Here is a 21,523-nt window from a genome sequence, read left to right as displayed (position 1 = left end):
CTCATTAGCTGTAAACCCAGGAACGACAAATGAAAAAAATTCAACGCAGTGTGCTAGCTCTCTCCCTACTTAGCTTAATAGCGGGGTGTCAGTTGACCGCCAGTGAGCCACTTCAACCTACCGCGAATCAAGACATCATCGAATCAGCCAAAAATGAACTGGATGGTATTGAAGAGCTAGAAGTCAGTGACGAGGGTGTTATTACCTTTACTCAGCGTCTAAGAACGCCAGGAACCTACTGGATTCCAGCGAGAATTAAAGAACTGAGCTACGATATATCATGCGTACAGCTTAGTTACTTCATTGATAGAGGCATGGTTGTGAAGTCTGCCTTTCTAGGGGCTCGAGGACGTGTTGAATATTACGACATGGAACGCTGTATGAAAGACACGCCATTTCAATAATACAGGCATAAAAAAGCTCCACCAAAGTGGAGCTTTTTCGTATTTGTTCTTAGCCGACTATGGGCGAGCTACAAAACCTACTGCTTCGTATGCTTTCTTAAGCGTTTCAGCCGCACGTGCCGATGCTTTCTCAGCGCCTTGCTTCATCACTTCGTTCATGTAAGCGCGGTCAGCACGGATACGGTGGTATTCAGCTTGAATAGGCTCAAGCATAGTAACTAGAGCTTCACCAACATCTTTCTTAAATGGGCCATACATTTCTACGCCTTGGTATTTCGCTTCAATCTCTTCAAAGCTCATACCTGTTGCCGCAGAGTACAGACCCATTAGGTTAGAGATACCTGCCTTGTTGTCCCAATCGTGAGCGATACGAGGTGGCGTTTCTGTGTCAGTTTGCGCTTTGTTGATCTTCTTAAGGATCGACTTAGGCTCTTCCAGCAGCGTGATAACGTTCTTACGGTTGTCATCAGATTTAGACATCTTCTTCGTTGCGTCTTGAAGGCTCATTACACGCGCATTTACTGTCGGAATGTAAGGCTCTGGAACTTGGAAGATTGGCTGCTCTGGCGAGTAAATATTGTTGAAACGCGTTGCGATATCGCGCGCTAATTCTAGATGTTGCTTCTGGTCACTGCCTACAGGTACTTGGTGTGCACCGTAAAGCAAAATGTCAGCCGCCATCAACACCGGGTAGTCAAATAGACCGACGTTTACGTCATTCGCGTAACGTGCCGATTTGTCTTTAAACTGAGTCATACGGCTCAGCTCACCCATTTGAGTGTAGCAGTTAAGAAGCCAACCTAATTGAGCATGCTCTGGTACATGTGACTGAACAAATAGCGTGCTCTTCTTCGGGTCAACACCAACTGCCAGACAAATTGCCAGTGCGTCTAGAGTTGCTTCATGCAGCGCTTTAGGGTCCTGACGAACCGTAATCGCGTGAAGGTCTACCACACAATATTGGCAATCATAATCGTCTTGCATCTGCTGCCATTGACGTAGAGCACCCAAGTAGTTACCGATACTTAGTTCACCTGAAGGTTGAACACCACTCAATACAATGGGTTTGCTCATTAGAATGATTCCTTTGACTTCTTAATCTAATTAAATGAAAAAAACCGTGCAGTAATAGGTGCACGGTTTACTCAGTGTACTCATTAACGAGTATTTTGGAAGCTCTTTTGTAGCCGTTATGCAGAAACCGCTACAACGTCCAATAATTCTGCCAAACTGTCAGCGACGAAATCTGGATTTGATGCTGAAATAGGTTCACCGTGGTTGTAACCATATGTCAGACCAAATGAGGCACAGCCTGCATTCTTTGCTGCGAGAATGTCGTTTTTCGAGTCGCCAACCATCAGCATTTCACTTGGTTGGATTTGGTGCTTTTCCATTAGCCAGTTCAATGCTACTGGGTTTGGTTTTTTCTCTGGGAATGCATCACCGCCAAGGACATCAACGAAGTATTTTGCGATGTCGTGCTTTTCCAAAACGTCAGGCACAAACTTTGAAGGTTTGTTGGTCACCAGCGCCATAACAAAGCCCGCTTTGTGCAGCTCTGCTAGTGTCTCTTTTACCGTTGGGTAAAGATGACTTAGCTTGTGACCGCTTTGCTCGTAGTAATCATCAAACAATACACGCGCTTTAGCACGAAGCTCTTCACTCAGCTCTGGGTTGATGGTCAGGCTTTGGCTTAATGAGCGACCAATAAGCACGTCTGCGCCGTTACCCACGTAATCACGAACTTGTTCTTCTGAAACCGATGGAAAGCCAAGCGCCTGTACTGCTTGGTCTGCCGCGACAGCTAGATCTGGCACGCTATCAAGCAAAGTGCCATCTAGATCGAAGGCGATGAATTTAATGTCTTGTTGAGTCATAACTTCCCTGAGGATTTTTATTTATAAATCGGTGAAAACGACAAAGGATGGCACCCCATCCTTTGTTTTTATCATTATGTCTGACTTTGCAGTAACTGTTTGTTTATTAACTTGTTTAGCAATTACTTTGCAGCAATACGCTGACGAACTGCCTCAAACAAACAGATGCCGGATGCCACAGATACGTTCAAGCTTGAAACGCTACCAGCCATTGGGATCTTAATCAAATCGTCGCAGGTTTCACGAGTCAGACGACGCATACCGTCACCTTCTGCCCCCATTACGATAGCAAGGGGTCCAGTCAGTTTTGCTTGGTAGATGTCGTGCGTTGCTTCGCCCGCCGTACCAACAAACCAGATACCTTGCTCTTGCAGTGTACGCATAGTACGAGCCAAGTTAGTCACTCGGATCAATGGCACGACTTCAGCTGCACCACAAGCCACTTTGCTTACGGTTGCGTTCATCGGTGCAGAACGATCTTTCGGTACGATGATCGCCGCAGCACCTGCCGCATCTGCGTTACGTAAACACGCACCAAGATTGTGTGGATCGGTCACGCCGTCTAACACTAATAGCAGTGGTGATTCGTGCTGCGCCAGGATGTCATCTATATCGTTCTCATTCAGCTGCTTCGCTGGTTTCACACGAGCGATGATGCCTTGGTGATTTGCACCGCGCGCTTTGTCATCCAAGGTTTTACGTGTCATCTGCTGAATAGAAACGCCACAAACCTGAAGATCATTTAGGATTGGCATTAGGCGATCATCTTGACGACCTTTTAAAACGTACGCCTCGATAAAACGCTCTGGTTCGCGCTCCAATACCGCCTTCACTGCGTGAATGCCGTAGATAAATTCGTTACTCATTGTTTAACCTGTTGTTCTGGTCGTATTGCCTGCGCCAACCGAGTTTGAACTAAGTTGGCGCTTCAACCTACTGCGCTTCTTTTTTAGTGCGCTTGGTTTTCTTCGGCTTACTGTGCGGCTTCTTTTTACGTGCTTTTTTCACTTTAGGCTTCTCGTTGCCTTCGGCGTCACCACGTTTTGGGCCATTACGCTTACTCGTTGCACCCGTTTCTTCTGGGCGTTTAGTTGGCTCTATCGCAGGAACTGCACGAGCCGCGCCACCTTCTTTCGATGAAGAGCGAGTCGCAGCGCGTTTTTTATCTTTCGCTTTGCGTTTTGCTTCCGCTGCGCGTTTCTTCGCAGTCTTACCTTCGCCGCGTAGCTTACGACTTGTTTCGACCAATTCAAAGTCAATTTGCTTATCATCGAGGTTAACAGCCAGTACTTTTACTTTTACTGCATCACCTAAGCGGTAGATGTTACCGAAACTTTCACCAATAAGTCGTTGACCAATCGGGTCAAATTGATAGTAGTCGTTCGCAAGGGTAGAAATATGTACCAAACCATCGATGTGCAAATCCGTTAAACGTACAAAGAAGCCAAAGCTAGTGACATTAGCAATAACACCGTCTAGTTCGTCACCGACGTGGTCTTGCATATATTCACACTTCAGCCAATCCGCAACATCACGTGTTGCATCATCAGCACGGCGCTCTGTCATCGAACATTGTTCGCCGTAAAAATCCATGTCGTCAAACGAGTAATGATAGCCACCTGTTGGTGTCCAGCGATCTTGATTACGACCTTCTTCTTTAGCAATCAGATACTTGATTGCACGGTGAAGTAACAAGTCAGGGTAACGACGAATTGGCGACGTAAAGTGCGCATAGCGTTTCAATGCCAACCCAAAGTGCCCCGCGTTATCTGCGTTGTATACCGCTTGCTTCATTGAGCGTAGCAGCATGGTCTGAATCAACTCTTGATCTTGACGCCCGGAGATTTGACGTGCGAGATCAGCATAGTCCGTTGGTGAAGGCTCTAAACCACCTTTTAGCTCAAGACCAAGTTCACTTAAGAAGTCACGGAAACCTTGCAGGCGTAATTCACCTGGAGATTCGTGGATACGATAAAGCGCGGGCTCTTTCGCTTTTTCTACCAGCGATGCCGAAGCAATGTTGGCTAAAATCATACATTCTTCGATGATCTTATGCGCGTCATTACGAATTACTGGCTCAATACTTTCGATTTTACGTTCCGCATTGAAAATAAATTTGGTTTCAACGGTTTCAAATTCGATTGCACCGCGTTGATCTCGTGCTTCTTTCAGCACTTTGTACATCTTGTGCAACTCTTCTAGATGAGAAACAAGCGGCTGGTAGCGCTCACGTAGTTCTTCATCCCCTTCTAGAATCGCGCTCACTTTGCTATATGTGAGACGAGCGTGCGAGTTCATCACCGCCTCGTAATGCTTGTAACCAGACAGCTTACCTGTATCGGAAATGGTCATTTCGCACACCATACACAAGCGATCTACTTGCGGGTTAAGCGAACATAGGCCGTTCGATAGTACTTCTGGCAACATCGGCACAACTTGCGACGGGAAATATACTGAGTTACCACGATTGATCGCTTCTTTGTCCAACGCAGAGTCAGGACGAACGTAGTAACTGACGTCAGCAATCGCTACCCATAAACGCCAACCACCTTCTTTGTTCTTTTCACAGTAAACGGCATCATCAAAGTCTCGTGCGTCTTCGCCGTCAATGGTCACTAGTGGCAAATCACGTAGATCCACACGACCAACTTTGGCTTCTTCTGGTACTTCTTCGCCCAAGTTTTCGATTTGTTTATCGACGGCTTCTGGCCACTCGTGAGGAATTTGGTGTGTACGAATCGCAATTTGTGTTTCCATACCTGGTGCCATATTTTCACCAAGGACTTCAACCACTTTACCCATCATGCCGCGTGAGCGTGAGCCACGATCAGTAATTTCAATTACGACTACGTTACCCATGCGTGCACCCGCTTTGTGCTCATTTGGGATCAGGATATCTTGGCTGATACGCGAGTCATCTGGGACAACATAGGAGTATCCATATTCAAGGAAGAAACGACCAACGATTTGATCATTGCGCTCCTCTAGCACACGCACCAAACGTCCTTCACGGCGGCCGCGCTTGCTGTTGTCTGTCGGTTGCACTAAGACAAAATCACCGTGGATGATGTTCTTCATCTGATGGTGCGGTAACAGAATATCATCATCCTTGCCGACGCTGCCTTCTGGACGTACCCAACCATGGCCATCACGATGACCAATCACGTAACCTTTCACCATTTCAAGTTTTTCAGGCAATGCATAGCACTGACGGCGGGTAAACACCAGTTGGCCATCTCGCTCCATCGCACGTAGCCGACGACGCAACCCTTCGTATTGCTCTTCGCCCTCAAGCTTTAGTGCCTCAAACAAGTCGTTACGATTCATTGGAACGCCCGCTTGCTCTAGAAACTCGATGATAAACTCTCGGCTTGGAATTGGATTTTCGTAATTTTTGGATTCACGATCTGCAAAAGGATCGTTTGGAATATTGTCTGACATAGGCACGCCTATCTAGCAAGGAAGGTATATGGCTAGTATATCTGAGTCTCTCGATAAGCTACAGAATTGCTTTGAAAAAAGAATGATCGAGATCGACTCTAGGCATGCAAATGAGTTAAGGACGAGCCAGCAAGATCAAAAGTTCAGAATTGTCACTGAGCAAGGATTCAATCGTGCAATCATCCAACTCCGCCAGAAAGGCACTTTTTGCTTTCGCCAATTTATCTTTGAGGCGGCAAGCAGGGGTAATATGGCAAAAATCCACACCACAGTTGACTAAATCTAACGGCTCTAAATCGCGCACAACACCACCGACTGTGATTTCAGATGCTGGCTTCATCAGCCGGATACCACCGTTTTTTCCGCGCACGGTATGGACATAACCCAACTGTCCTAACCGATTGATAACTTTAACCATATGGTTGCGCGACACACCAAATAAATCCGTCACTTCGGTAATGCTGGTTAACTCATCTTCCGGCAACGAAGCCAAGAAAATTAAGGTTCTCAACGCATAATCAGTGAAACTAGTTAACTGCATATTCTCTCCCAAAGTGCGACTCAATAACCCGCTGGTGATACTAAAACCCCAAACTTGAGCTATCGATAAAAGTGTAAATCTTTTCTTGATCGAAAGATACATTTGAGATACAACTTTAAACATGCATTATAAATACAACTTAAAGTAGGAAGCCCTTATGCTCAGCAATCAAACTATCGAGATCGTCAAAGCGACCGCACCACTCATCGCCGAAACAGGACCAAAACTGACCGCGCACTTTTACGAGCGTATGTTTACTCATAACCCTGAGTTGAAAGATATTTTTAACATGAGTAACCAGCGTAACGGCGATCAGCGTGAAGCATTATTCAACGCTATCTGTGCCTATGCTGCCAATATTGAAAATTTGCCAGCTCTGCTTGGCGCAGTAGAGAAAATTGCGCATAAGCACACGAGCTTTTTGATCACAGAAGATCAGTACCAAATCGTTGGTAAGCATTTACTTGCAACAATCGATGAGCTTTTTAATCCAGGTCAAGAGGTGTTGGATGCTTGGGCTGAGGCTTACGGCGTACTTGCGAATGTATTTATTCAGCGCGAAGAACAAATTTACCAACAAAATGAAGCTTTGGAAGGCGGCTGGCGCGGTCTACGCGAATTTGAATTAGTCGATAAAAAGATTGAGAGCAAACACATTTGCAGCTTTGTGTTCAAGCCAACCGATGGCCAAAAAGTGGCGCCGTATAAACCGGGACAATACCTTGGCATCTACATCAACAGTGACCAGTTAGAAAACCAAGAAATTCGCCAATATAGCCTGTCTTCTGCGGTCCAAGAGAACACCTACCGTATCTCAGTAAAACGTGAAGAAGGCGGAAAAGTGTCGAACTACCTGCACGATAGCCTGAACATTGGCGAAAAAGTGCAGCTTGCAGCCCCTGCCGGTGATTTCTTTATGGATGCCGAACCACAAACACCCGTTGTTCTAATTTCTGCTGGTGTGGGACTTACTCCAACGCTGTCAATGCTAGAAAGTCTCTCAGCACATCAAGCACCTGTAACTTGGGTTCATGCAACCGAAAATGGCCAACAGCATGCTTTCAAGCAACACGTAAACCAACTCGTTGCAGAAAAAGAAAATATGAACGCGCTCGTTTGGTATAACCAACCAACGGCAGAAGACAAGCTAGGTGAAGACTTCCACTTCACGGGCTTTGTCAATCTGTATGAAATTGAAGCTGCATTAAAGCAAGATAACGTGCAGGTATACTTCTGTGGTCCTGTAGGATTTATGCAGCACGTAGCGAAACAGCTATTAGAACTTGGCGTACCAGAAGAGCAATTCCATTACGAATGCTTCGGTCCACACAAAGTGGTTTAAGCGCTACCAACTATCGGGAAAACAACAAAGCCCACGTGACGTGGGCTTTGTTGTATGAAGTTGTTTGCAATATTGAAGCGTTACCAAAAGGTGTCTCGCCGTTTAGCTCGAGCAATAACGTTTTGTGGCATGCGCTGTTCAAGGCCGTTTCTCAATACAGTTATGCGCTTATGCTGCCGCTTATCTGCTGTGACAGAGTTATATAACCAACGATACGCATCTTCGTAATCGAGTGGACTGCCATAATCACGTAAAAGCAACTCGGCCAGATGAATACGCGCGTTTAGGTTTCCCATTGACGCAGCTTCTCGCAAATATGGAATTGCACGTTCTTTATCTTGCTGTACTAAAGTGCCACGCGAATAGTATCGGCCAATCTGCTCTAGTGCAGCTGGTAACCCCTGATGCGCTGCATTTTCGATGTAGTAAAGACCCAGTTCGACATCTTGCTCGACACACACCCCCCAAGCCAACATATCTCCGTATAGAAACTCATAAGCGGGTAAGTTAATTCGAGTCGCACGAGCTACGATATCCTCCACCAGCTGGCAGTTATCAGCGCGCACACGTTGTAAGTGCTTATTTTGCTCAATAAGCTTTATCAGCTCTGCTTCGGTATAGATCGGAACTGGTGCCCCCACATCAGCAACATTAGCTTTCACTGTGGTAGCAACCAAGGTCAACAACAGTGAAGCAGCCACTGTTCGTAACTTCATAAACGTACCCTTAAGGTATCTAAGAAACCAAAGATCGGTGAAGGATCTCCTCTGCTTGATAACCTTATCGGCAAAAAACAGCTAAGCTTTAGACAATTTTTGCCTCTGACTTAGGCTCAGCGGCAAAAGCTTGCCATATGAGAGTCACGCTGTTTTTGTTCAGATACAAAAAAGCCGACCAGAAGGTCGGCTTTTGCAATCTTTAACGGCTATCAATTAAGCTTCGAATGGGTGAACTTTGATGATAGTTTCGTTACGGTCAGGACCCGTAGAGATGATGTCTACTGGAACGCCAGTTAGCTCTTCAATACGCTTGATGTAGTTAAGAGCGGCTTGTGGTAGAGCATCTAGTGACTTAGCACCAAATGTGTTCTCAGACCAACCAGGCATTGTTTCGTAGATTGGCGTTGCTTTTTCGAATGCTTCAGCAGCCATCGGAGAAACTTCTAGCACAGAGCCATCTTCCATCTTGTAACCAGTACAGATTTTTAACTCTTCTAGACCATCTAGTACGTCTAGTTTAGTTAGACAGAAACCAGATACAGAGTTGATTTGGATTGCACGACGCATAGCAACAGCATCGAACCAACCTGTACGACGTAGACGACCAGTTGTCGCACCGAACTCGTGGCCAACTTCACCTAAGTGCTTACCAATTGGATCTTGCTTATCTAAACCGTCGTATAGTTCAGTCGGGAATGGACCAGCACCAACGCGAGTACAGTACGCTTTTGCGATACCCAAGATGTAACCGATGTGACGAGGACCAAAACCAGAACCTGCAGCAACACCACCAGCAGTCGTGTTAGAAGACGTTACGTACGGGTAAGTACCGTGGTCGATATCAAGTAGTGTACCTTGTGCACCTTCGAACATGATCTTGTCGCCGCGCTTACGTGCTGCGTCTAGTTCGTCAGTTACGTCGATAACCATTGACGTTAGTAGTTCAGCGTAGCCTTTAGCTTGCTCAAGTACTTCTTCGTAGCTTACTGGTTCCGCTTTGTAGAAGTTAACTAGTTGGAAGTTATGGAACTCCATGACTTCTTTTAGCTTCTCTGCGAAAGTCGCCATATCGAATAGGTCGCCAACGCGTAGACCGCGACGAGCAACTTTATCTTCGTATGCTGGACCGATACCACGACCAGTAGTACCGATAGCTTTTTTACCGCGAGCGATTTCGCGAGCTTGGTCCATTGCAACGTGGTAAGGAAGAATTAGCGGACATGCTTCAGAAATGAAAAGACGCTCGCGTACTGGAATACCGCGCTCTTCAAGAGGCTTCATTTCTTTAAGTAGAGCTTCAGGTGATAGTACAACACCGTTACCGATAACACATTTTACGTTATCGCGAAGGATACCTGATGGAATTAAGTGAAGAACGGTTTTTTCACCGTCAATTACGAGAGTGTGACCTGCGTTGTGACCGCCTTGGTAGCGTACCACGTATTTTGCATCTTCAGTTAAAAGGTCTACGATTTTACCTTTACCTTCGTCACCCCATTGGGTGCCTAGAACGACTACGTTATTTCCCATCTTTCCAAGTCTGATTGCTAGTTAAAAATGGATTCTAGCACCGAATCACGCTTCTTGCAGTCATTTTTTGTTCACAGAGTTGCTACCAGAATGTCATCTTGCCGCTTTGTTCATTTTGAAATCAGCATATCACTGATAGTATTTAGCTTTCTCTATTCGACTGGAAAGCGCTATGTCTGAATCCATATGGTTGGCGATTGGGTTCGTCTTGATCGTGGAAGGCATTGGGCCACTGATTGCTCCTAACGGTTGGCGGAATATGGTGGCTCAATTAAGTGAACAACCCAACAATCAGCTACGACGCATCGGTGGCTGCCTAGTAGTTGCTGGAGCCGTAATCGCTATCATGATGAGCTAGCACTTAGCATCAGATACAAAAAAGGCTCCCTAAGGAGCCTTTTATTTCAATGAGACGCGGAGATTATTTCTCCATGCTGCCCTTCGACTGGTTCATGTATTGGAAGAACTCACTCTTCGGATCAAGCACCAGAATATCGCTCTTAGAGCTGAAGGACTTCTCATACGCACGTAGCGAGCGTAGGAAGCTAAAGAACTCAGGGTCTTTGTTGTACGCTTCAGCATAAATCTTCGCAGCCTCAGCATCCGCTTCACCTCGTGTCACACGCGCAGTTTTATCAGCTTCAGCTAGAATAGTTGCTACTTCTAGTTCTGCTTGAGCACGAATAACTTCCGCCTTTTCACGACCTTGAGAACGGTGCTTACGAGCAACGGACTCACGCTCCGCACGCATACGACGGTAGATAGACTCACTGATTTCATCAGGCAGGTTGATTTTCTTCATTCGGAAATCAACGACACGAACACCCAAGTCTTTCATTGCGCTTTCACGCGTGTCTTTCAATACTTCAGACATGATTAGGTCGCGTTCACCATCAATCTCAAGCGCCTCACGAGCCGCTTCAGTTGCGACAACATCGGCACTTGCGTCTTCTGGTAGCACATCATCGTTACGTGGACCAGATACGATCTGTTTGATTTCACGAGCACCGATTTCAGAACGAAGCACGTCCGTCACTTTACGCTCAAGTAGTGCCTCTGCCGTTAGCGAGTTACCACCGCCTGTCGCGAGGTAGTAGCGACCAAAATCTTCAATACGCCACTTCACGTAGGTATCAATGATAACGTCTTTTTTCTCAGACGTTACGAAACGGTCTGCACGACCATCCATTGTTTGGATACGTGCATCAAGTTGTTTCACACGGTCAAACAAAGGCATCTTGAAATGCAGACCAGGCTCGTAAATTCGAGTGATGTCGTTATTGTCTTTCAAGACACGACCAAATCGAACCACTATACCGCGCTCACCTTCAGGAATCACAAACAAAGACATCAACATTAATGCCAGTGCGATTACCAGTACAGGGATCATTAACTTACGCATTCTTAGTATCTCCCTTGACGTGAACCTGTTGAACGAGACTGCGTGTTCGAAGTGTCTTCTTGTGTACGATCAGACTCAAGTTGAATTTGATCATAAGTTGAAGATGACTTCGATTTACGTTTGGTATCTGCTTTGCCCTCTTGTCCCGCCAACTTATCGATTGGAAGGTAAAGAAGATTGCCGCTTGATTCCGAGTCAATCAACACTTTCGAAGTGCTTGAGTACACCTCTTCCATTGCGTCAATGTACAGACGATCACGCGTTACACCAGGCGCTGCTTGGTATTCTGGTAGTAGTTTTTCGAACTGTGCTACCTGACCAAGAGCCTCGTTAGTGACACGCTCATTGTAACCTTGTGCTTCTTTCTTCAAACGCTCTGCACGACCCGTTGCCTTAGGCAAGATTTCGTTCTTGTATGCTTCAGCTTCACGAATGAAACGCTCTTCATCCTCACGTGCTGCGATTGCATCATCAAACGCATCTTTCACTTGCTCTGGTGGACGAGCAGACTGGAAGTTCACATCAACAAGTACCAGACCCATATCATAGCTATCAATGATTTGGTTCAGTGTTTCTTGCGTAGTTTGACGAATTTGCTGACGACCACTGGTTAGAATGCTATCCATCAATGAGTCACCAATTACTGCACGTAGTGCAGAATCCGTTGCTTGACGCAAGCTGTCGTCTGCATTGGTTACACGGTACAAGTATTTGTATGGGTCAGTCACTCGGTACTGAACATCCATCGCAACTGTTACAACGTTTTCATCTTTGGTCAGCATTAGACCAGATGCACGTAGTGAACGAATCGCTTGTACGTTTACCGCTTCGTACTCATCAATAAAGCGAGGACGCCAGTTAAGACCTGGGTCTACGATACGATCGTATTTACCTAAACGCAGTACAACACCACGCTCTGCTTCACCGATGGTGTAAAAACCAGCGAAGAACCAAACTGCAACAGCAATCAGAGCAATCACGCCAAAGCCAATTGCACTACCACCACCGCCGCCGATTGGAGAACCACCGCCGCCTTTTTTACCAAACTTGCCGCCCAGCTTTTGACTCAGTTTGTTGAACACTTCATCTAAATCTGGCGGACCTTGATCTCGGCCACCAGGACGCTGGCCACCACGATTATTATTACCCCAAGGGTCATTATCGCGGCCATTGTTGCCGTTGTTATTTCCAGGCTCATTCCACGCCATTAGAAAGCTCCATCATTTGATATGACGTTATACTGTAGCAGTCCTTTAAGTGACTATAAAGCCAGTCAAAACTGCCCCTTCTCTTTTTTCAAGTCTAGACCAATCTACTTGCTGCATTCGAATATCGATCAACAAGTTACCATCCTGGTCATATTCCTCACGTTGAATACACTTCATTTGGAAGAAGGTACTACGGAATCGTCCTTGATACTGTGGAGGAATTCGCAACTGATGCTCGACCATTTGTGACGCCAGACGTTCCGTCAGAGCCTCAAACAGGACATCAATGCCCAACCCATCCATTGCTGAAACCCAAACTGCGCGAGGTACGCCTTCCTCGTCTCGTTCTATACGTGGTTTCTGCGAATCTAGATTGTCGATTTTGTTCATGACAACCAGAGTCGGCACTTCATGCGCGTCGATCTCTTCTAGTACTTCATGAACAGCTTGAATATTCTCACGAAAACGCTCATCACTGGCATCAACAACATGTAACAAAATGTCAGCTTCTTGCGTTTCCTGCAAGGTTGCCTTGAAGGCCGCAACCAAGTCGTGTGGCAAATGTCGAATAAAACCAACCGTGTCTGCCAAGATGGCAGGACCAACATCTGCTAACTCTATCTTACGTAAAGTCGGGTCCAAAGTAGCAAATAACTGATCAGCCGCGTACACGCCAGCTTCTGTAATACGGTTGAAGAGTGTCGACTTACCCGCGTTGGTGTAACCCACAAGTGAAACCGTTGGGATTTCAGCTCGATTTCGGGCGCGGCGCCCTTGTTCACGCTGCTTCGCTACTTTGTCTAAGCGTCGCAGGATGGCTTTGATTCTGTCACGCAATAAGCGACGGTCGGTTTCCAGCTGGGTTTCACCCGGGCCACGTAAACCGATACCACCTTTCTGCCTTTCAAGGTGTGTCCAACCACGAATCAAACGAGTAGAGATATGACGAAGTTGAGCCAGCTCTACCTGTAGCTTACCTTCGTGTGTTCGAGCTCGTTGAGCAAAGATATCGAGAATAAGACCAGTGCGGTCGAGAACTCGACATTGGCACAGTGCTTCGAGGTTACGTTCTTGGGCAGGAGAGAGGGCGTGATTAAAAATCACAATTTCGGCACCAGTTGATTGTACCGCTGTAGCAATCTCTTGGGCCTTACCCTCTCCGACATAGTATTTCGGGTGTGGGGATTGACGACTACCAGTTACCACTTGTAGCGCCTCTACCCCAGCAGAAGAAACCAGCATTTCGAACTCAGCCAGATCTTCCCATTCACCTTCTTGCGTGAAGTTGATATGAACAAGTACGGCTCGCTCACCGGATTCATAACGGTCAAACAAGCAATCAACTCCTTATTTTAAAAATACTCGATGAAGAATTAATCTTCAGATTTCTCTTGTGGACGCTCACCTTGTGGACGTTCACCGCTGTGATGGCTCACTGGACGAGCCGGCACAACTGTTGAGATCGCGTGCTTGTACACCATTTGGTTAACAGTATTCTTCAGCAGGATCACAAATTGATCGAATGATTCGATCTGACCTTGTAGTTTAATACCATTCACAAGGTAGATAGATACCGGGATACGCTCACGACGTAGCGCGTTTAGAAATGGGTCTTGTAGAGATTGCCCCTTAGCCATTTTTATTTTCCTTATTTAATTTGTAGTTGTAATTATTTAGCTAGTGGTGCAATGCAAAAGATACGGCTTTTGCATCTGAGCTAAACGAATCAAAAATGCACTCTAAGTAATTAGCAGCATAGTATAAAAACCGCCAACAACAGATCCTTTGAGAGTGCGTTCACGCAAAAACGATCACATTATACACAGCTATGTCAATCAGATGCTATTGCTTCCGACATCGTTTCTAATGCCTGTTCAATGTTCTCGCTATCCAACCAAGTTAAATCATCCCAGCTGCGTAACCAGGTGATTTGACGCTTGGCCAATTGACGAGTCGCGCATACGCCACGAAATACCGCTTCGTCACGTGTACACTCCCCATCTAAATACTCCCACATCTGTCGGTAACCGACGCATCGTATGGAAGGAAGATCGGGGTGAAGATCTTTTCGCGAATGTAACGCTTTCATTTCTTCTTCAAAGCCCGCTTCCATCATCTTCTCGAAACGGAGTTCAATCCGACGGTGAAGTTCTGCCCTATCCTTGGGAGCTATTGCAAACTGCTTGACTCGGTATGGTAGGCTTTCACCTTTCGTTTGAGTCAATTCAGTCAAAGTTTTACCTGAAATGCGAAAAACTTCCAATGCCCGAGATAAACGTTGGGGATCATTGGGATGGATTCTCGCAGCTGACACAGGATCAACCTCTTTGAGTTCATCGTGCAACACTGACCAACCTTTAGTCAATGCCTCTTGTTCAATTTGCTGACGAATTTCAGGATTTGCAGCAGGAAGTGGTGATAAACCTTCAAGTAACGCCTTGTAATACAGCATTGTTCCACCCACAAGAAGTGGAATTTTTCCTTCTGCAACAATATCATCCATCGCTTTCAATGCATCTCGACGAAAGTCGGCGACAGAGTAAGATTCACTTGGATCCAAAATATCTATCAAGCGATGAGGCGCCAAACTTAACTCTTTTTCATCCGGTTTCGCCGTACCGATATCCATCCCTTTGTAGATCAAAGCAGAATCAACACTGATGATCTCAATCGGAAATTTTTGACGAAGACGAATCGCCAGCTCAGTTTTGCCTGATGCAGTTGGCCCCATTAAAAATAGCGCCAAAGGTAGTTTATCTGTCATGGTTTTAATTTGGCTATCGTGGCAGAGAAATCAACAGCGGATACGAATTTTGTATCTTCTAATGGCAATTGACCATGTCTTAGCTGTTCAAGTTCCGCAATAATTTGAATGGCTTCAGAAAAAGTATAGTGACTCTTCACTGTCGTGACCTGTAATGCGAGCCAATCTATCAACTCAGACAGCATCTGAGCCGCTGCTATACCTTCGTTCACACAAGATTGCGCGTAAGATAACAGATCTGGTACTAAATTTTGTAAGTTTTGTTGACGCAGCGGAGCTGGGACGCCCATCACCATTAAGGCGTGCTCGTTTCTCGCTTTCAATTGAATACCAAGCAATGCCAAATCTTGTTGATAATCTTGGGCCAGTCTCACTAATTCGGCCTCTAACTTAATAGATAGAGGAACAAGCAGAGGTTGTGCCTTGAGTGCACCATCGCTTGGAGAAAGCTGGCCTTTTACACGATAAAATTCTGCTCTAGGTAACGAGACTAACGCCGCCCCACTGTCACTGCTCATCAAAACAAATTGTTCATCGACCACCATCAGCGCTTTGCCCAATGCAGTAATCGATGGCATTGATGTGTGCGAAGTTATCGTTTGGGGCGCTATTGGAGTGACTGCCTGAGCCTCAAACTCTGGCGTTTTCAACAGCTCGTGATAAGCGCGTACTTCTTGTTTAGTTGGCGCTGGTTCTACGTGGCGCTCTTTACTGTGACTTGGCTTTGGTGCAGGTTTGGATTCCACCCAATCATTACGTTTGAATGACTCCACTACGCGCGCCTCTCGCACGGAGGTTTCACTAGGACCGCTATTACGAGGCTTCACTTCATAATCACTGCGTCCAGGATAAGCCGGTGTACTCTCTATCGCTTGATAAACCCGCTCTGGTACTGGTGAAGATGCTGGCTCTTGTACATTTTCAGGCTCTGGCGAATGCTCAATCTCTTCGGACTCAGTCGGTTCCACGCGATGAAATGCCGATTCATTCACCTGTGGTTTATCAATCACGGCGCTTTGCGCAAGTGCATCCGTCAAAGCTTGATAGATGAAATCATGCACCAAACGAGCTTGGTGGAAACGCACTTCATGCTTAGCAGGGTGAACATTCACATCTACTTGGTGCGGATCTAGCTCAATAAAGAGCACATACGCAGCAAACTGATCTGGCTTTAAGCTCATTTCATAGCTTTGACGAATCGCGTGATTGATTAATTTGTCACGCATCATTCGGCCATTCACATAGCAATATTGTAAATCGCTTTGCTGCCTTGCTCCCTCTGGCGTGGTAATCCACCCATGTAGCTTTAACCCTTGATGCTCAAGCTCGATTCTGAGCATATGCCGCACAAACGCATTACCGCAGACAGCAGCAATACGCTTTTCGGTTTGAAGCTGATTTTTCGCCGCGCGATATTGACGGATGATCTTGCCGTTATGACGCACATTGATGGTGACATCAAAGCGACTTAACGCAATACGTTTCAATAACTCATCAATATGAGCAAATTCGGTTTTCTCCGTACGAAGAAACTTGCGACGCGCTGGAGTATTAAAAAATAAGTCCAACACCTCAACAGTCGTGCCAATCGGGTGCGCTGCTGGCTTAAGCTTCACCTGCATATCACGCCCTTCGGAGTAGGCACTCCAGGCTTCTTCTTGTGCCGCAGGACGCGACGTGAGCGTCAAACGCGAGACTGAGCTAATACTGGCTAACGCTTCACCGCGAAAACCTAGACTCATAATGGCTTCGAGATCATCTAAGGTATGTATCTTAGATGTCGCATGACGACTGAGCGCTAAGCCAAGTTCATCTTTCGCGATACCTTTTCCGTTATCACGAACACGAATCAGCTTTGCGCCTCCTTTCTCGATATCGATATCGATTCGAGTTGCGCCAGAATCAAGACTATTTTCAACCAGTTCTTTAATCACAGAAGCAGGTCTTTCGACCACTTCCCCTGCGGCGATTTGGTTTGCAAGTCTGGCTGGCAAAATTTTAATCGTCATAATGAGTTAGAAGCTCACCTACTTGTTTGGAATGATCAGGACTTGCCCAACCGCTAGCTGATCAGAGCGTAAGTTATTCGCTTTACGAATGCTCGATACGCTAACGCCGTATTTGGACGCTATTTTGCCAAGGAACTCACCCCGAGAAACCTTGTGCTTACGAATCGGTTTATCTTTTACCGCGACCGTTATCTTCAACTTTTGCCCTACCCACAAGGTATCTGACTTCAAGTTATTCTCTCGGCGGATATCTGAAACCTTCACTTTATAGTGATTCGCAATCTTACCTAAGAACTCACCAGACTTAACCTTGTGCGTAATGGTTTCTGTCTCAACAGTAATCGGTTTACTTGGCACTTTAATCGTACCAGCAGAAGGAATGTTGAGCTTCTGACCAATTGCCAAGCCTGTCGACTTCAAGTTGTTTGCCGACATCAGCGCTTTAGAGCTAAGCCCATATTTGTTCGCGATCACCGATAATGACTCGCCACGCTTTACAATATGTACCATTGGCTTCGCTGAAGGCGAGAACACCGTACCCTCTGGTGGGTTATCTTTTAAGTACTTGACGACCGCCTTAGTGATAGCCTGAGCTAACTTATCTTGGTGCGCTCGTTGAAACAGTAAACGCTCTTCTGTTGGGTTAGAAATAAAGCCCGTTTCCACTAGCACAGACGGAATCTGTGGAGAGCGTAAAACCGCAAGGCTGGTGTTGATCGGTTTGGTGTTATGCAGGTGCGCAACACGTCCCATCTCACCTAGGATTTCTGTTGCCAGCTTATAGCCTTCTTTTTGTGAATGACTAAACTGCAAGTCCAACAAAGTTTGGTTCACGTTACGATCTTTTGTCTTCGTGAAGAACGCATTACCCGAGCCGCCCAATAACTCAGACTGTTTCTCATGGTTCTCGACCCAACGAGCAATTTCGGTATTTGCACGACGAGTATTTAGTACGAAGACCGATCCACCGCGAGGCTTCGGTGAAGTAAACGCATCTGCGTGAATGGAAATCAGCAAGTGCGCATCATTTTCACGAGCAATCGCGACACGACGGTTTAAGTTTACAAAATAATCTCCCGTACGAGTCATGCGCGTTTTAATACCAGGAGTCGCATCGAGCTGAGCAGCAATTTTTCTTGAGATACTCAATACCGCATCTTTCTCGTACTTACGACGTGAAGGGCCAATAGAGCCAGGGTCTTCCCCACCGTGACCAGGGTCGATAACAATTAACACTTCTTGAGCTCGTTGAACTGAACTCATGTCTTTGCTGGCCGCCGCTGGCTTACTCGGTTTAGAGGTCGATGCCTTCTTACCGTGCGGTAAATCAATCACCAAGCGGTGACCATACTGCCCACCTGGTGTTGGGCTTAATTTAAATAATTCCGCTTGAACGCTCTTTTTTAGTTCAAACACCAAACGATAAGTGCCCTTCTCTGGAGGCGAGCTTTTTCGTACCAGTTTTAAAACAGGGCTATCCGTAACAGTAACAGGCAGTTTGGCCTGCATCGTCGTGCTTTTTAAATCCACGACAAGGCGATCCGGCCCTGATAAAGAGAAATAGGAATAGTCAGCTTCCGAGCCTAAATCGATGACAACACGCGTTTCATCAGGTGAAGGCCAAACTCGAAAACTCTTAACGACGTTAGCAAATGCTAAATTGGGGATGAGAAGGAGAAAAGTGGCGACAAACGTCGCCACTACTCTAAAATTTGAAAAACTCAACATAGCTCCAATCGACTGAGTAACTGCACACCATAATCATTATTAGCTGTTAGTTCGGCTACACGTTGCTCACCTTGGTAGCGAATGTTTACATCAAGATCCGGTTGTGGCAGTAAGCCATGCCCTTTTTCAGGCCATTCAACCAAGCAAATCGCATCGTCTGTGAAATAGTCTCGAATCCCCATAAACTCAAGCTCTTCAGGATCCGCAAGACGATAAAGGTCGAAGTGATATACTTGCCACTGATCCAACTGGTACGGTTCGACTAGAGTATAAGTTGGACTTTTCACGTTACCTTGATGACCAAGAGCACGGACAAAACCACGACTAAAGGTTGTTTTACCTGCACCCAAATCACCATGCAGATAAATTGTGGTTTGCTGGGAACAAAGCTGAGCCAGAGCGGTGCCTAGTGCAACCGTTTCATGCTCATCTTTTAAATTGAATTGTTTCGTGCTCATTGATGCTTCTCTAACTAATGATCGTTGACTATATAAAAATCAAAAGAACAGGAATAGTAAACCGTGTTGGTTTTGAGAGACAAGCTTTCAAATGTCATATGTGCGAAAAAAGTATCCAATAAACGGTATCTTAATCATCTTAGTATCGACCTAGATTTAGAATATATGCAAATGACTTCAATAAGCAGTATTCACAACATCAAAAACGTACCTAACTGGGTAGCACCAAAGCCAGAGATCCGTTAAGATCCGCCCCCCTTTATTCCGGTGGTTAACATGAACTACGAACAACTCGCACAACAAATCAAAGTTTGGGGAAAAGAACTCGGCTTCCAAAAAGTTGGGATCTGCGACGTTGATCTGAGTGAACATGAAGCAGCACTACAAAAATGGCTTGATGCAGGCTATCACGGCTCAATGGATTGGATGGCTCGTCACGGTATGATGCGTGCTAGACCCCATGAGCTACTCCCGGGAACCGTTCGTGTTATCAGCGTCCGGATGGACTATCTGCCACCAGAGGCTCAATTCGCTTCGAACCTCGCGAATCAAAGTCATGCCTATATTAGCCGCTACGCACTAGGGCGCGATTATCACAAGCTCGTCAGAAAGCAGCTAAATAAGCTCGGCAAACTTATTGAACAAGAGGTTGGTCAATATGGTTACCGACCTTTCGTTGATTCCGCACCAATATTAGAGCGACCTCTCGCCCAAAAAGCGGGCTTAGGTTGGACCGGGAAACATTCCCTGATTTTAGATCAAGACTGTGGATCGTGGTTCTTTTTAGGTGAACTACTTATCGACTTACCACTACCCGTAGATGAGCCAAGCGTTGATCAGTGCGGTAAATGCAAAGCATGCATTACATCATGCCCAACACAAGCCATCGTTGAAGACAAAGTTGTCGATGCCAGGCGTTGTATCTCTTATCTCACCATCGAGTTCGATGGCGTGATTCCTGAAGAGTTTCGAAAGCCAATGGGTAACCGCATTTATGGTTGTGACGACTGTCAATTGGTTTGCCCATGGAACCGCTACGCCGACATAACGGAGCAAGATGATTTCCACCGTCGTGACAGTTTCAAAAACCCTGACCTCGTCGACATGTTTAACTGGGATGAAGCGACTTTTCTAAAAAATATGGAAGGCTCCGCTATCCGTCGTATTGGTCATATACAGTGGCTACGTAACATCGCTGTCGCACTTGGTAATGCAGAATATAGTCAGCGAATCATAGATGCGCTGGAAAGTCGGCAAGGTGAAAATAAATTACTTGATGAGCACATTAAATGGGCTTTGACAGAGCAACTGAATCAACTCCCCACTGAGAGTAATTCATCTATAGAGACGAAAAAGCAACGCTTAATAAGGATAGTCGAGAAGGGACTGCCGAGAGACGCATAGAGCGTAGTCTATATGCAAGAGATTGAAAGTACTTTTGCATGTTCAATTCATGACCTTGTTCTCAATTTTGTAATGTGGAAAAAAATTTGAGATTCAAGAAAAACAAGCTAGCAGAAAAAAGTTAAACACAGCTCGGAGAAATGACTAGGATCAAAAAAATACCAGTTAATGATCGTATTTTAACGTACTCGATCCGACAAAAAACTTATTTTTTCTTTATATAACAAATATTTAATTGATATTTCTTTGTTGTTTCAACTTCACTTTAGAGAAAAGATCTTTCTTCCCCATCATAAAAAGTCAAGCTAAAAACACTTTATCAACCAACTTATCCACAGAACGACGTATGTGGATAACTCTGTTAATTAAAGTAGATAAAACACGCGAAGCCTCATCATACTTGTACGTCAGCCGATTCATATCGTGTTTTAAACACAAACGAAATCGTCCGACATCATATGATGCGGATAAAAGTTTAGCTTTTGGGGATTCATGCTTCGCAGCATTATGAAAAGAGCGATGTGATTGGTTGCGAGAAGCAGGCGTTGAATCAAGCGGCGCATCCGTAGACGACTTAACAATTGTATACTAAATAAGTACTCAATCTATCGTCTTGTATTTGGTTGCGGGGGCCGGATTTGAACCGACGACCTTCGGGTTATGAGCCCGACGAGCTACCAAGCTGCTCCACCCCGC

General features: G+C 45.7%; 19 protein-coding genes. 4 read left to right on the top strand and 15 right to left on the bottom strand.

Annotated elements, in window-relative coordinates; genetic code table 11:
- Nucleotides 1–29 precede the first annotated feature (29 nt).
- Entirely contained in the window at nucleotides 30–404 is a 375-nt protein-coding gene (locus R7Q11_RS23055; RefSeq protein WP_042523632.1) for a hypothetical protein, read from the top strand.
- Nucleotides 405–461: 57 nt separating this feature from the next.
- Here the strand turns inward: R7Q11_RS23055 and trpS are convergent, their stop codons facing one another.
- The 5 genes from trpS to nsrR all read right to left on the bottom strand — a co-directional run bounded on the left by trpS (nucleotide 462) and on the right by nsrR (nucleotide 6,263).
- Nucleotides 462–1,478 (bottom strand): tryptophan--tRNA ligase, encoded by a 1,017-nt coding sequence (trpS, locus tag R7Q11_RS23050; RefSeq protein ID WP_042523630.1) that lies wholly within the window; start codon nucleotides 1,476–1,478, stop codon nucleotides 462–464.
- 116 nt (nucleotides 1,479–1,594) lie between these two features.
- On the bottom strand, nucleotides 1,595–2,281 hold the full coding sequence (locus R7Q11_RS23045) for a phosphoglycolate phosphatase (protein ID WP_005382834.1): 687 nt from the start codon (nucleotides 2,279–2,281) through the stop codon (nucleotides 1,595–1,597).
- Nucleotides 2,282–2,403: 122 nt separating this feature from the next.
- Nucleotides 2,404–3,147, bottom strand: a complete 744-nt coding sequence (rlmB, locus tag R7Q11_RS23040) for a 23S rRNA (guanosine(2251)-2'-O)-methyltransferase RlmB (protein ID WP_017633733.1) — start codon at nucleotides 3,145–3,147, stop codon at nucleotides 2,404–2,406.
- A 67-nt stretch (nucleotides 3,148–3,214) separates the two neighbouring features.
- Complete coding sequence (gene rnr / locus R7Q11_RS23035; RefSeq protein WP_017821742.1) at nucleotides 3,215–5,722, bottom strand: ribonuclease R; 2,508 nt, start codon at nucleotides 5,720–5,722, stop codon at nucleotides 3,215–3,217.
- 115 nt (nucleotides 5,723–5,837) lie between these two features.
- Nucleotides 5,838–6,263, bottom strand: coding sequence for a nitric oxide-sensing transcriptional repressor NsrR (gene nsrR, locus R7Q11_RS23030; RefSeq protein WP_005381392.1), 426 nt, complete (start codon nucleotides 6,261–6,263; stop codon nucleotides 5,838–5,840).
- 157 nt (nucleotides 6,264–6,420) lie between these two features.
- Between nsrR and hmpA the strand changes: the two genes are divergently transcribed.
- Nucleotides 6,421–7,605 (top strand): NO-inducible flavohemoprotein, encoded by a 1,185-nt coding sequence (gene hmpA, locus R7Q11_RS23025; RefSeq protein ID WP_065274928.1) that lies wholly within the window; start codon nucleotides 6,421–6,423, stop codon nucleotides 7,603–7,605.
- An 80-nt stretch (nucleotides 7,606–7,685) separates the two neighbouring features.
- On the opposite strand, the gene motX is transcribed toward hmpA, so the two are convergent.
- Together motX and R7Q11_RS23015 are read right to left on the bottom strand one after the other, a co-directional pair.
- Nucleotides 7,686–8,321, bottom strand: coding sequence for a flagellar protein MotX (motX, locus tag R7Q11_RS23020; RefSeq protein ID WP_005381388.1), 636 nt, complete (start codon nucleotides 8,319–8,321; stop codon nucleotides 7,686–7,688).
- A gap of 216 nt (nucleotides 8,322–8,537) precedes the next feature.
- Nucleotides 8,538–9,854: an adenylosuccinate synthase gene (locus R7Q11_RS23015; RefSeq protein WP_005387946.1), complete on the bottom strand. Its 1,317-nt coding sequence runs from the start codon at nucleotides 9,852–9,854 to the stop codon at nucleotides 8,538–8,540.
- A gap of 172 nt (nucleotides 9,855–10,026) precedes the next feature.
- On the opposite strand from R7Q11_RS23015, the gene R7Q11_RS23010 reads away from it, so the two are divergent.
- The gene (locus R7Q11_RS23010) at nucleotides 10,027–10,212 is read left to right on the top strand and encodes a DUF2065 domain-containing protein (RefSeq protein ID WP_213969934.1); all 186 of its coding nucleotides are present in this window, start codon (nucleotides 10,027–10,029) and stop codon (nucleotides 10,210–10,212) included.
- Nucleotides 10,213–10,275: 63 nt separating this feature from the next.
- Here the strand turns inward: R7Q11_RS23010 and hflC are convergent, their stop codons facing one another.
- The 8 genes from hflC to tsaE all read right to left on the bottom strand — a co-directional run bounded on the left by hflC (nucleotide 10,276) and on the right by tsaE (nucleotide 19,423).
- Nucleotides 10,276–11,256 carry a protease modulator HflC gene (gene hflC, locus R7Q11_RS23005; protein WP_005381382.1) on the bottom strand — a complete coding sequence of 327 codons (981 nt, stop codon included), beginning with the start codon at nucleotides 11,254–11,256 and terminating at the stop codon, nucleotides 10,276–10,278.
- 2 nt (nucleotides 11,257–11,258) lie between these two features.
- The gene (gene hflK / locus R7Q11_RS23000) at nucleotides 11,259–12,464 is read right to left on the bottom strand and encodes an FtsH protease activity modulator HflK (RefSeq protein WP_017633728.1); all 1,206 of its coding nucleotides are present in this window, start codon (nucleotides 12,462–12,464) and stop codon (nucleotides 11,259–11,261) included.
- Nucleotides 12,465–12,509: 45 nt separating this feature from the next.
- Nucleotides 12,510–13,799: a ribosome rescue GTPase HflX gene (hflX, locus tag R7Q11_RS22995; RefSeq protein ID WP_005381380.1), complete on the bottom strand. Its 1,290-nt coding sequence runs from the start codon at nucleotides 13,797–13,799 to the stop codon at nucleotides 12,510–12,512.
- Between the two features lie 38 nt (nucleotides 13,800–13,837).
- The gene (hfq, locus tag R7Q11_RS22990; RefSeq protein ID WP_005381379.1) at nucleotides 13,838–14,101 is read right to left on the bottom strand and encodes an RNA chaperone Hfq; all 264 of its coding nucleotides are present in this window, start codon (nucleotides 14,099–14,101) and stop codon (nucleotides 13,838–13,840) included.
- A 194-nt stretch (nucleotides 14,102–14,295) separates the two neighbouring features.
- Nucleotides 14,296–15,228 carry a tRNA (adenosine(37)-N6)-dimethylallyltransferase MiaA gene (gene miaA, locus R7Q11_RS22985; protein ID WP_005381378.1) on the bottom strand — a complete coding sequence of 311 codons (933 nt, stop codon included), beginning with the start codon at nucleotides 15,226–15,228 and terminating at the stop codon, nucleotides 14,296–14,298.
- Complete coding sequence (gene mutL, locus R7Q11_RS22980) at nucleotides 15,225–17,237, bottom strand: DNA mismatch repair endonuclease MutL (RefSeq protein WP_017633727.1); 2,013 nt, start codon at nucleotides 17,235–17,237, stop codon at nucleotides 15,225–15,227. The genes miaA and mutL overlap by 4 nt, the downstream gene beginning before the upstream one ends.
- An 18-nt stretch (nucleotides 17,238–17,255) precedes the next feature.
- Nucleotides 17,256–18,965 carry an N-acetylmuramoyl-L-alanine amidase gene (locus R7Q11_RS22975; protein ID WP_005381374.1) on the bottom strand — a complete coding sequence of 570 codons (1,710 nt, stop codon included), beginning with the start codon at nucleotides 18,963–18,965 and terminating at the stop codon, nucleotides 17,256–17,258.
- Entirely contained in the window at nucleotides 18,959–19,423 is a 465-nt protein-coding gene (gene tsaE / locus R7Q11_RS22970) for a tRNA (adenosine(37)-N6)-threonylcarbamoyltransferase complex ATPase subunit type 1 TsaE (protein WP_005381372.1), read from the bottom strand. Before tsaE ends, R7Q11_RS22975 begins: the two co-directional genes overlap by 7 nt.
- A gap of 276 nt (nucleotides 19,424–19,699) precedes the next feature.
- Here tsaE and queG point away from each other — a divergent pair, with 276 nt between their 5' ends.
- Nucleotides 19,700–20,827, top strand: coding sequence for a tRNA epoxyqueuosine(34) reductase QueG (queG, locus tag R7Q11_RS22965; RefSeq protein WP_225466745.1), 1,128 nt, complete (start codon nucleotides 19,700–19,702; stop codon nucleotides 20,825–20,827).
- Nucleotides 20,828–21,523 lie beyond the last annotated feature (696 nt).

The organism is Vibrio sp. 970 (genome assembly GCF_033339075.1).
The sequence above is the reverse complement of the archived record's forward strand: the minus strand, read 5'-3'. Positions and strand labels throughout refer to the sequence as shown.

Bases quoted from the DNA above. Each gene is read 5' to 3' on its own strand.
- R7Q11_RS23055 (WP_042523632.1), top strand. From the start codon at position 30: ATGAAAAAAATTCAACGCAGTGTGCTAGCTCTCTCCCTACTTAGCTTA.
- trpS (WP_042523630.1), bottom strand. From the start codon at position 1,478: ATGAGCAAACCCATTGTATTGAGTGGTGTTCAACCTTCAGGTGAACTA.
- R7Q11_RS23045 (WP_005382834.1), bottom strand. From the start codon at position 2,281: ATGACTCAACAAGACATTAAATTCATCGCCTTCGATCTAGATGGCACT.
- rlmB (WP_017633733.1), bottom strand. From the start codon at position 3,147: ATGAGTAACGAATTTATCTACGGCATTCACGCAGTGAAGGCGGTATTG.
- rnr (WP_017821742.1), bottom strand. From the start codon at position 5,722: ATGTCAGACAATATTCCAAACGATCCTTTTGCAGATCGTGAATCCAAA.
- nsrR (WP_005381392.1), bottom strand. From the start codon at position 6,263: ATGCAGTTAACTAGTTTCACTGATTATGCGTTGAGAACCTTAATTTTC.
- hmpA (WP_065274928.1), top strand. From the start codon at position 6,421: ATGCTCAGCAATCAAACTATCGAGATCGTCAAAGCGACCGCACCACTC.
- motX (WP_005381388.1), bottom strand. From the start codon at position 8,321: ATGAAGTTACGAACAGTGGCTGCTTCACTGTTGTTGACCTTGGTTGCT.
- R7Q11_RS23015 (WP_005387946.1), bottom strand. From the start codon at position 9,854: ATGGGAAATAACGTAGTCGTTCTAGGCACCCAATGGGGTGACGAAGGT.
- R7Q11_RS23010 (WP_213969934.1), top strand. From the start codon at position 10,027: ATGTCTGAATCCATATGGTTGGCGATTGGGTTCGTCTTGATCGTGGAA.
- hflC (WP_005381382.1), bottom strand. From the start codon at position 11,256: ATGCGTAAGTTAATGATCCCTGTACTGGTAATCGCACTGGCATTAATG.
- hflK (WP_017633728.1), bottom strand. From the start codon at position 12,464: ATGGCGTGGAATGAGCCTGGAAATAACAACGGCAACAATGGCCGCGAT.
- hfq (WP_005381379.1), bottom strand. From the start codon at position 14,101: ATGGCTAAGGGGCAATCTCTACAAGACCCATTTCTAAACGCGCTACGT.
- miaA (WP_005381378.1), bottom strand. From the start codon at position 15,228: ATGACAGATAAACTACCTTTGGCGCTATTTTTAATGGGGCCAACTGCA.
- mutL (WP_017633727.1), bottom strand. From the start codon at position 17,237: ATGACGATTAAAATTTTGCCAGCCAGACTTGCAAACCAAATCGCCGCA.
- R7Q11_RS22975 (WP_005381374.1), bottom strand. From the start codon at position 18,965: ATGTTGAGTTTTTCAAATTTTAGAGTAGTGGCGACGTTTGTCGCCACT.
- tsaE (WP_005381372.1), bottom strand. From the start codon at position 19,423: ATGAGCACGAAACAATTCAATTTAAAAGATGAGCATGAAACGGTTGCA.
- queG (WP_225466745.1), top strand. From the start codon at position 19,700: ATGAACTACGAACAACTCGCACAACAAATCAAAGTTTGGGGAAAAGAA.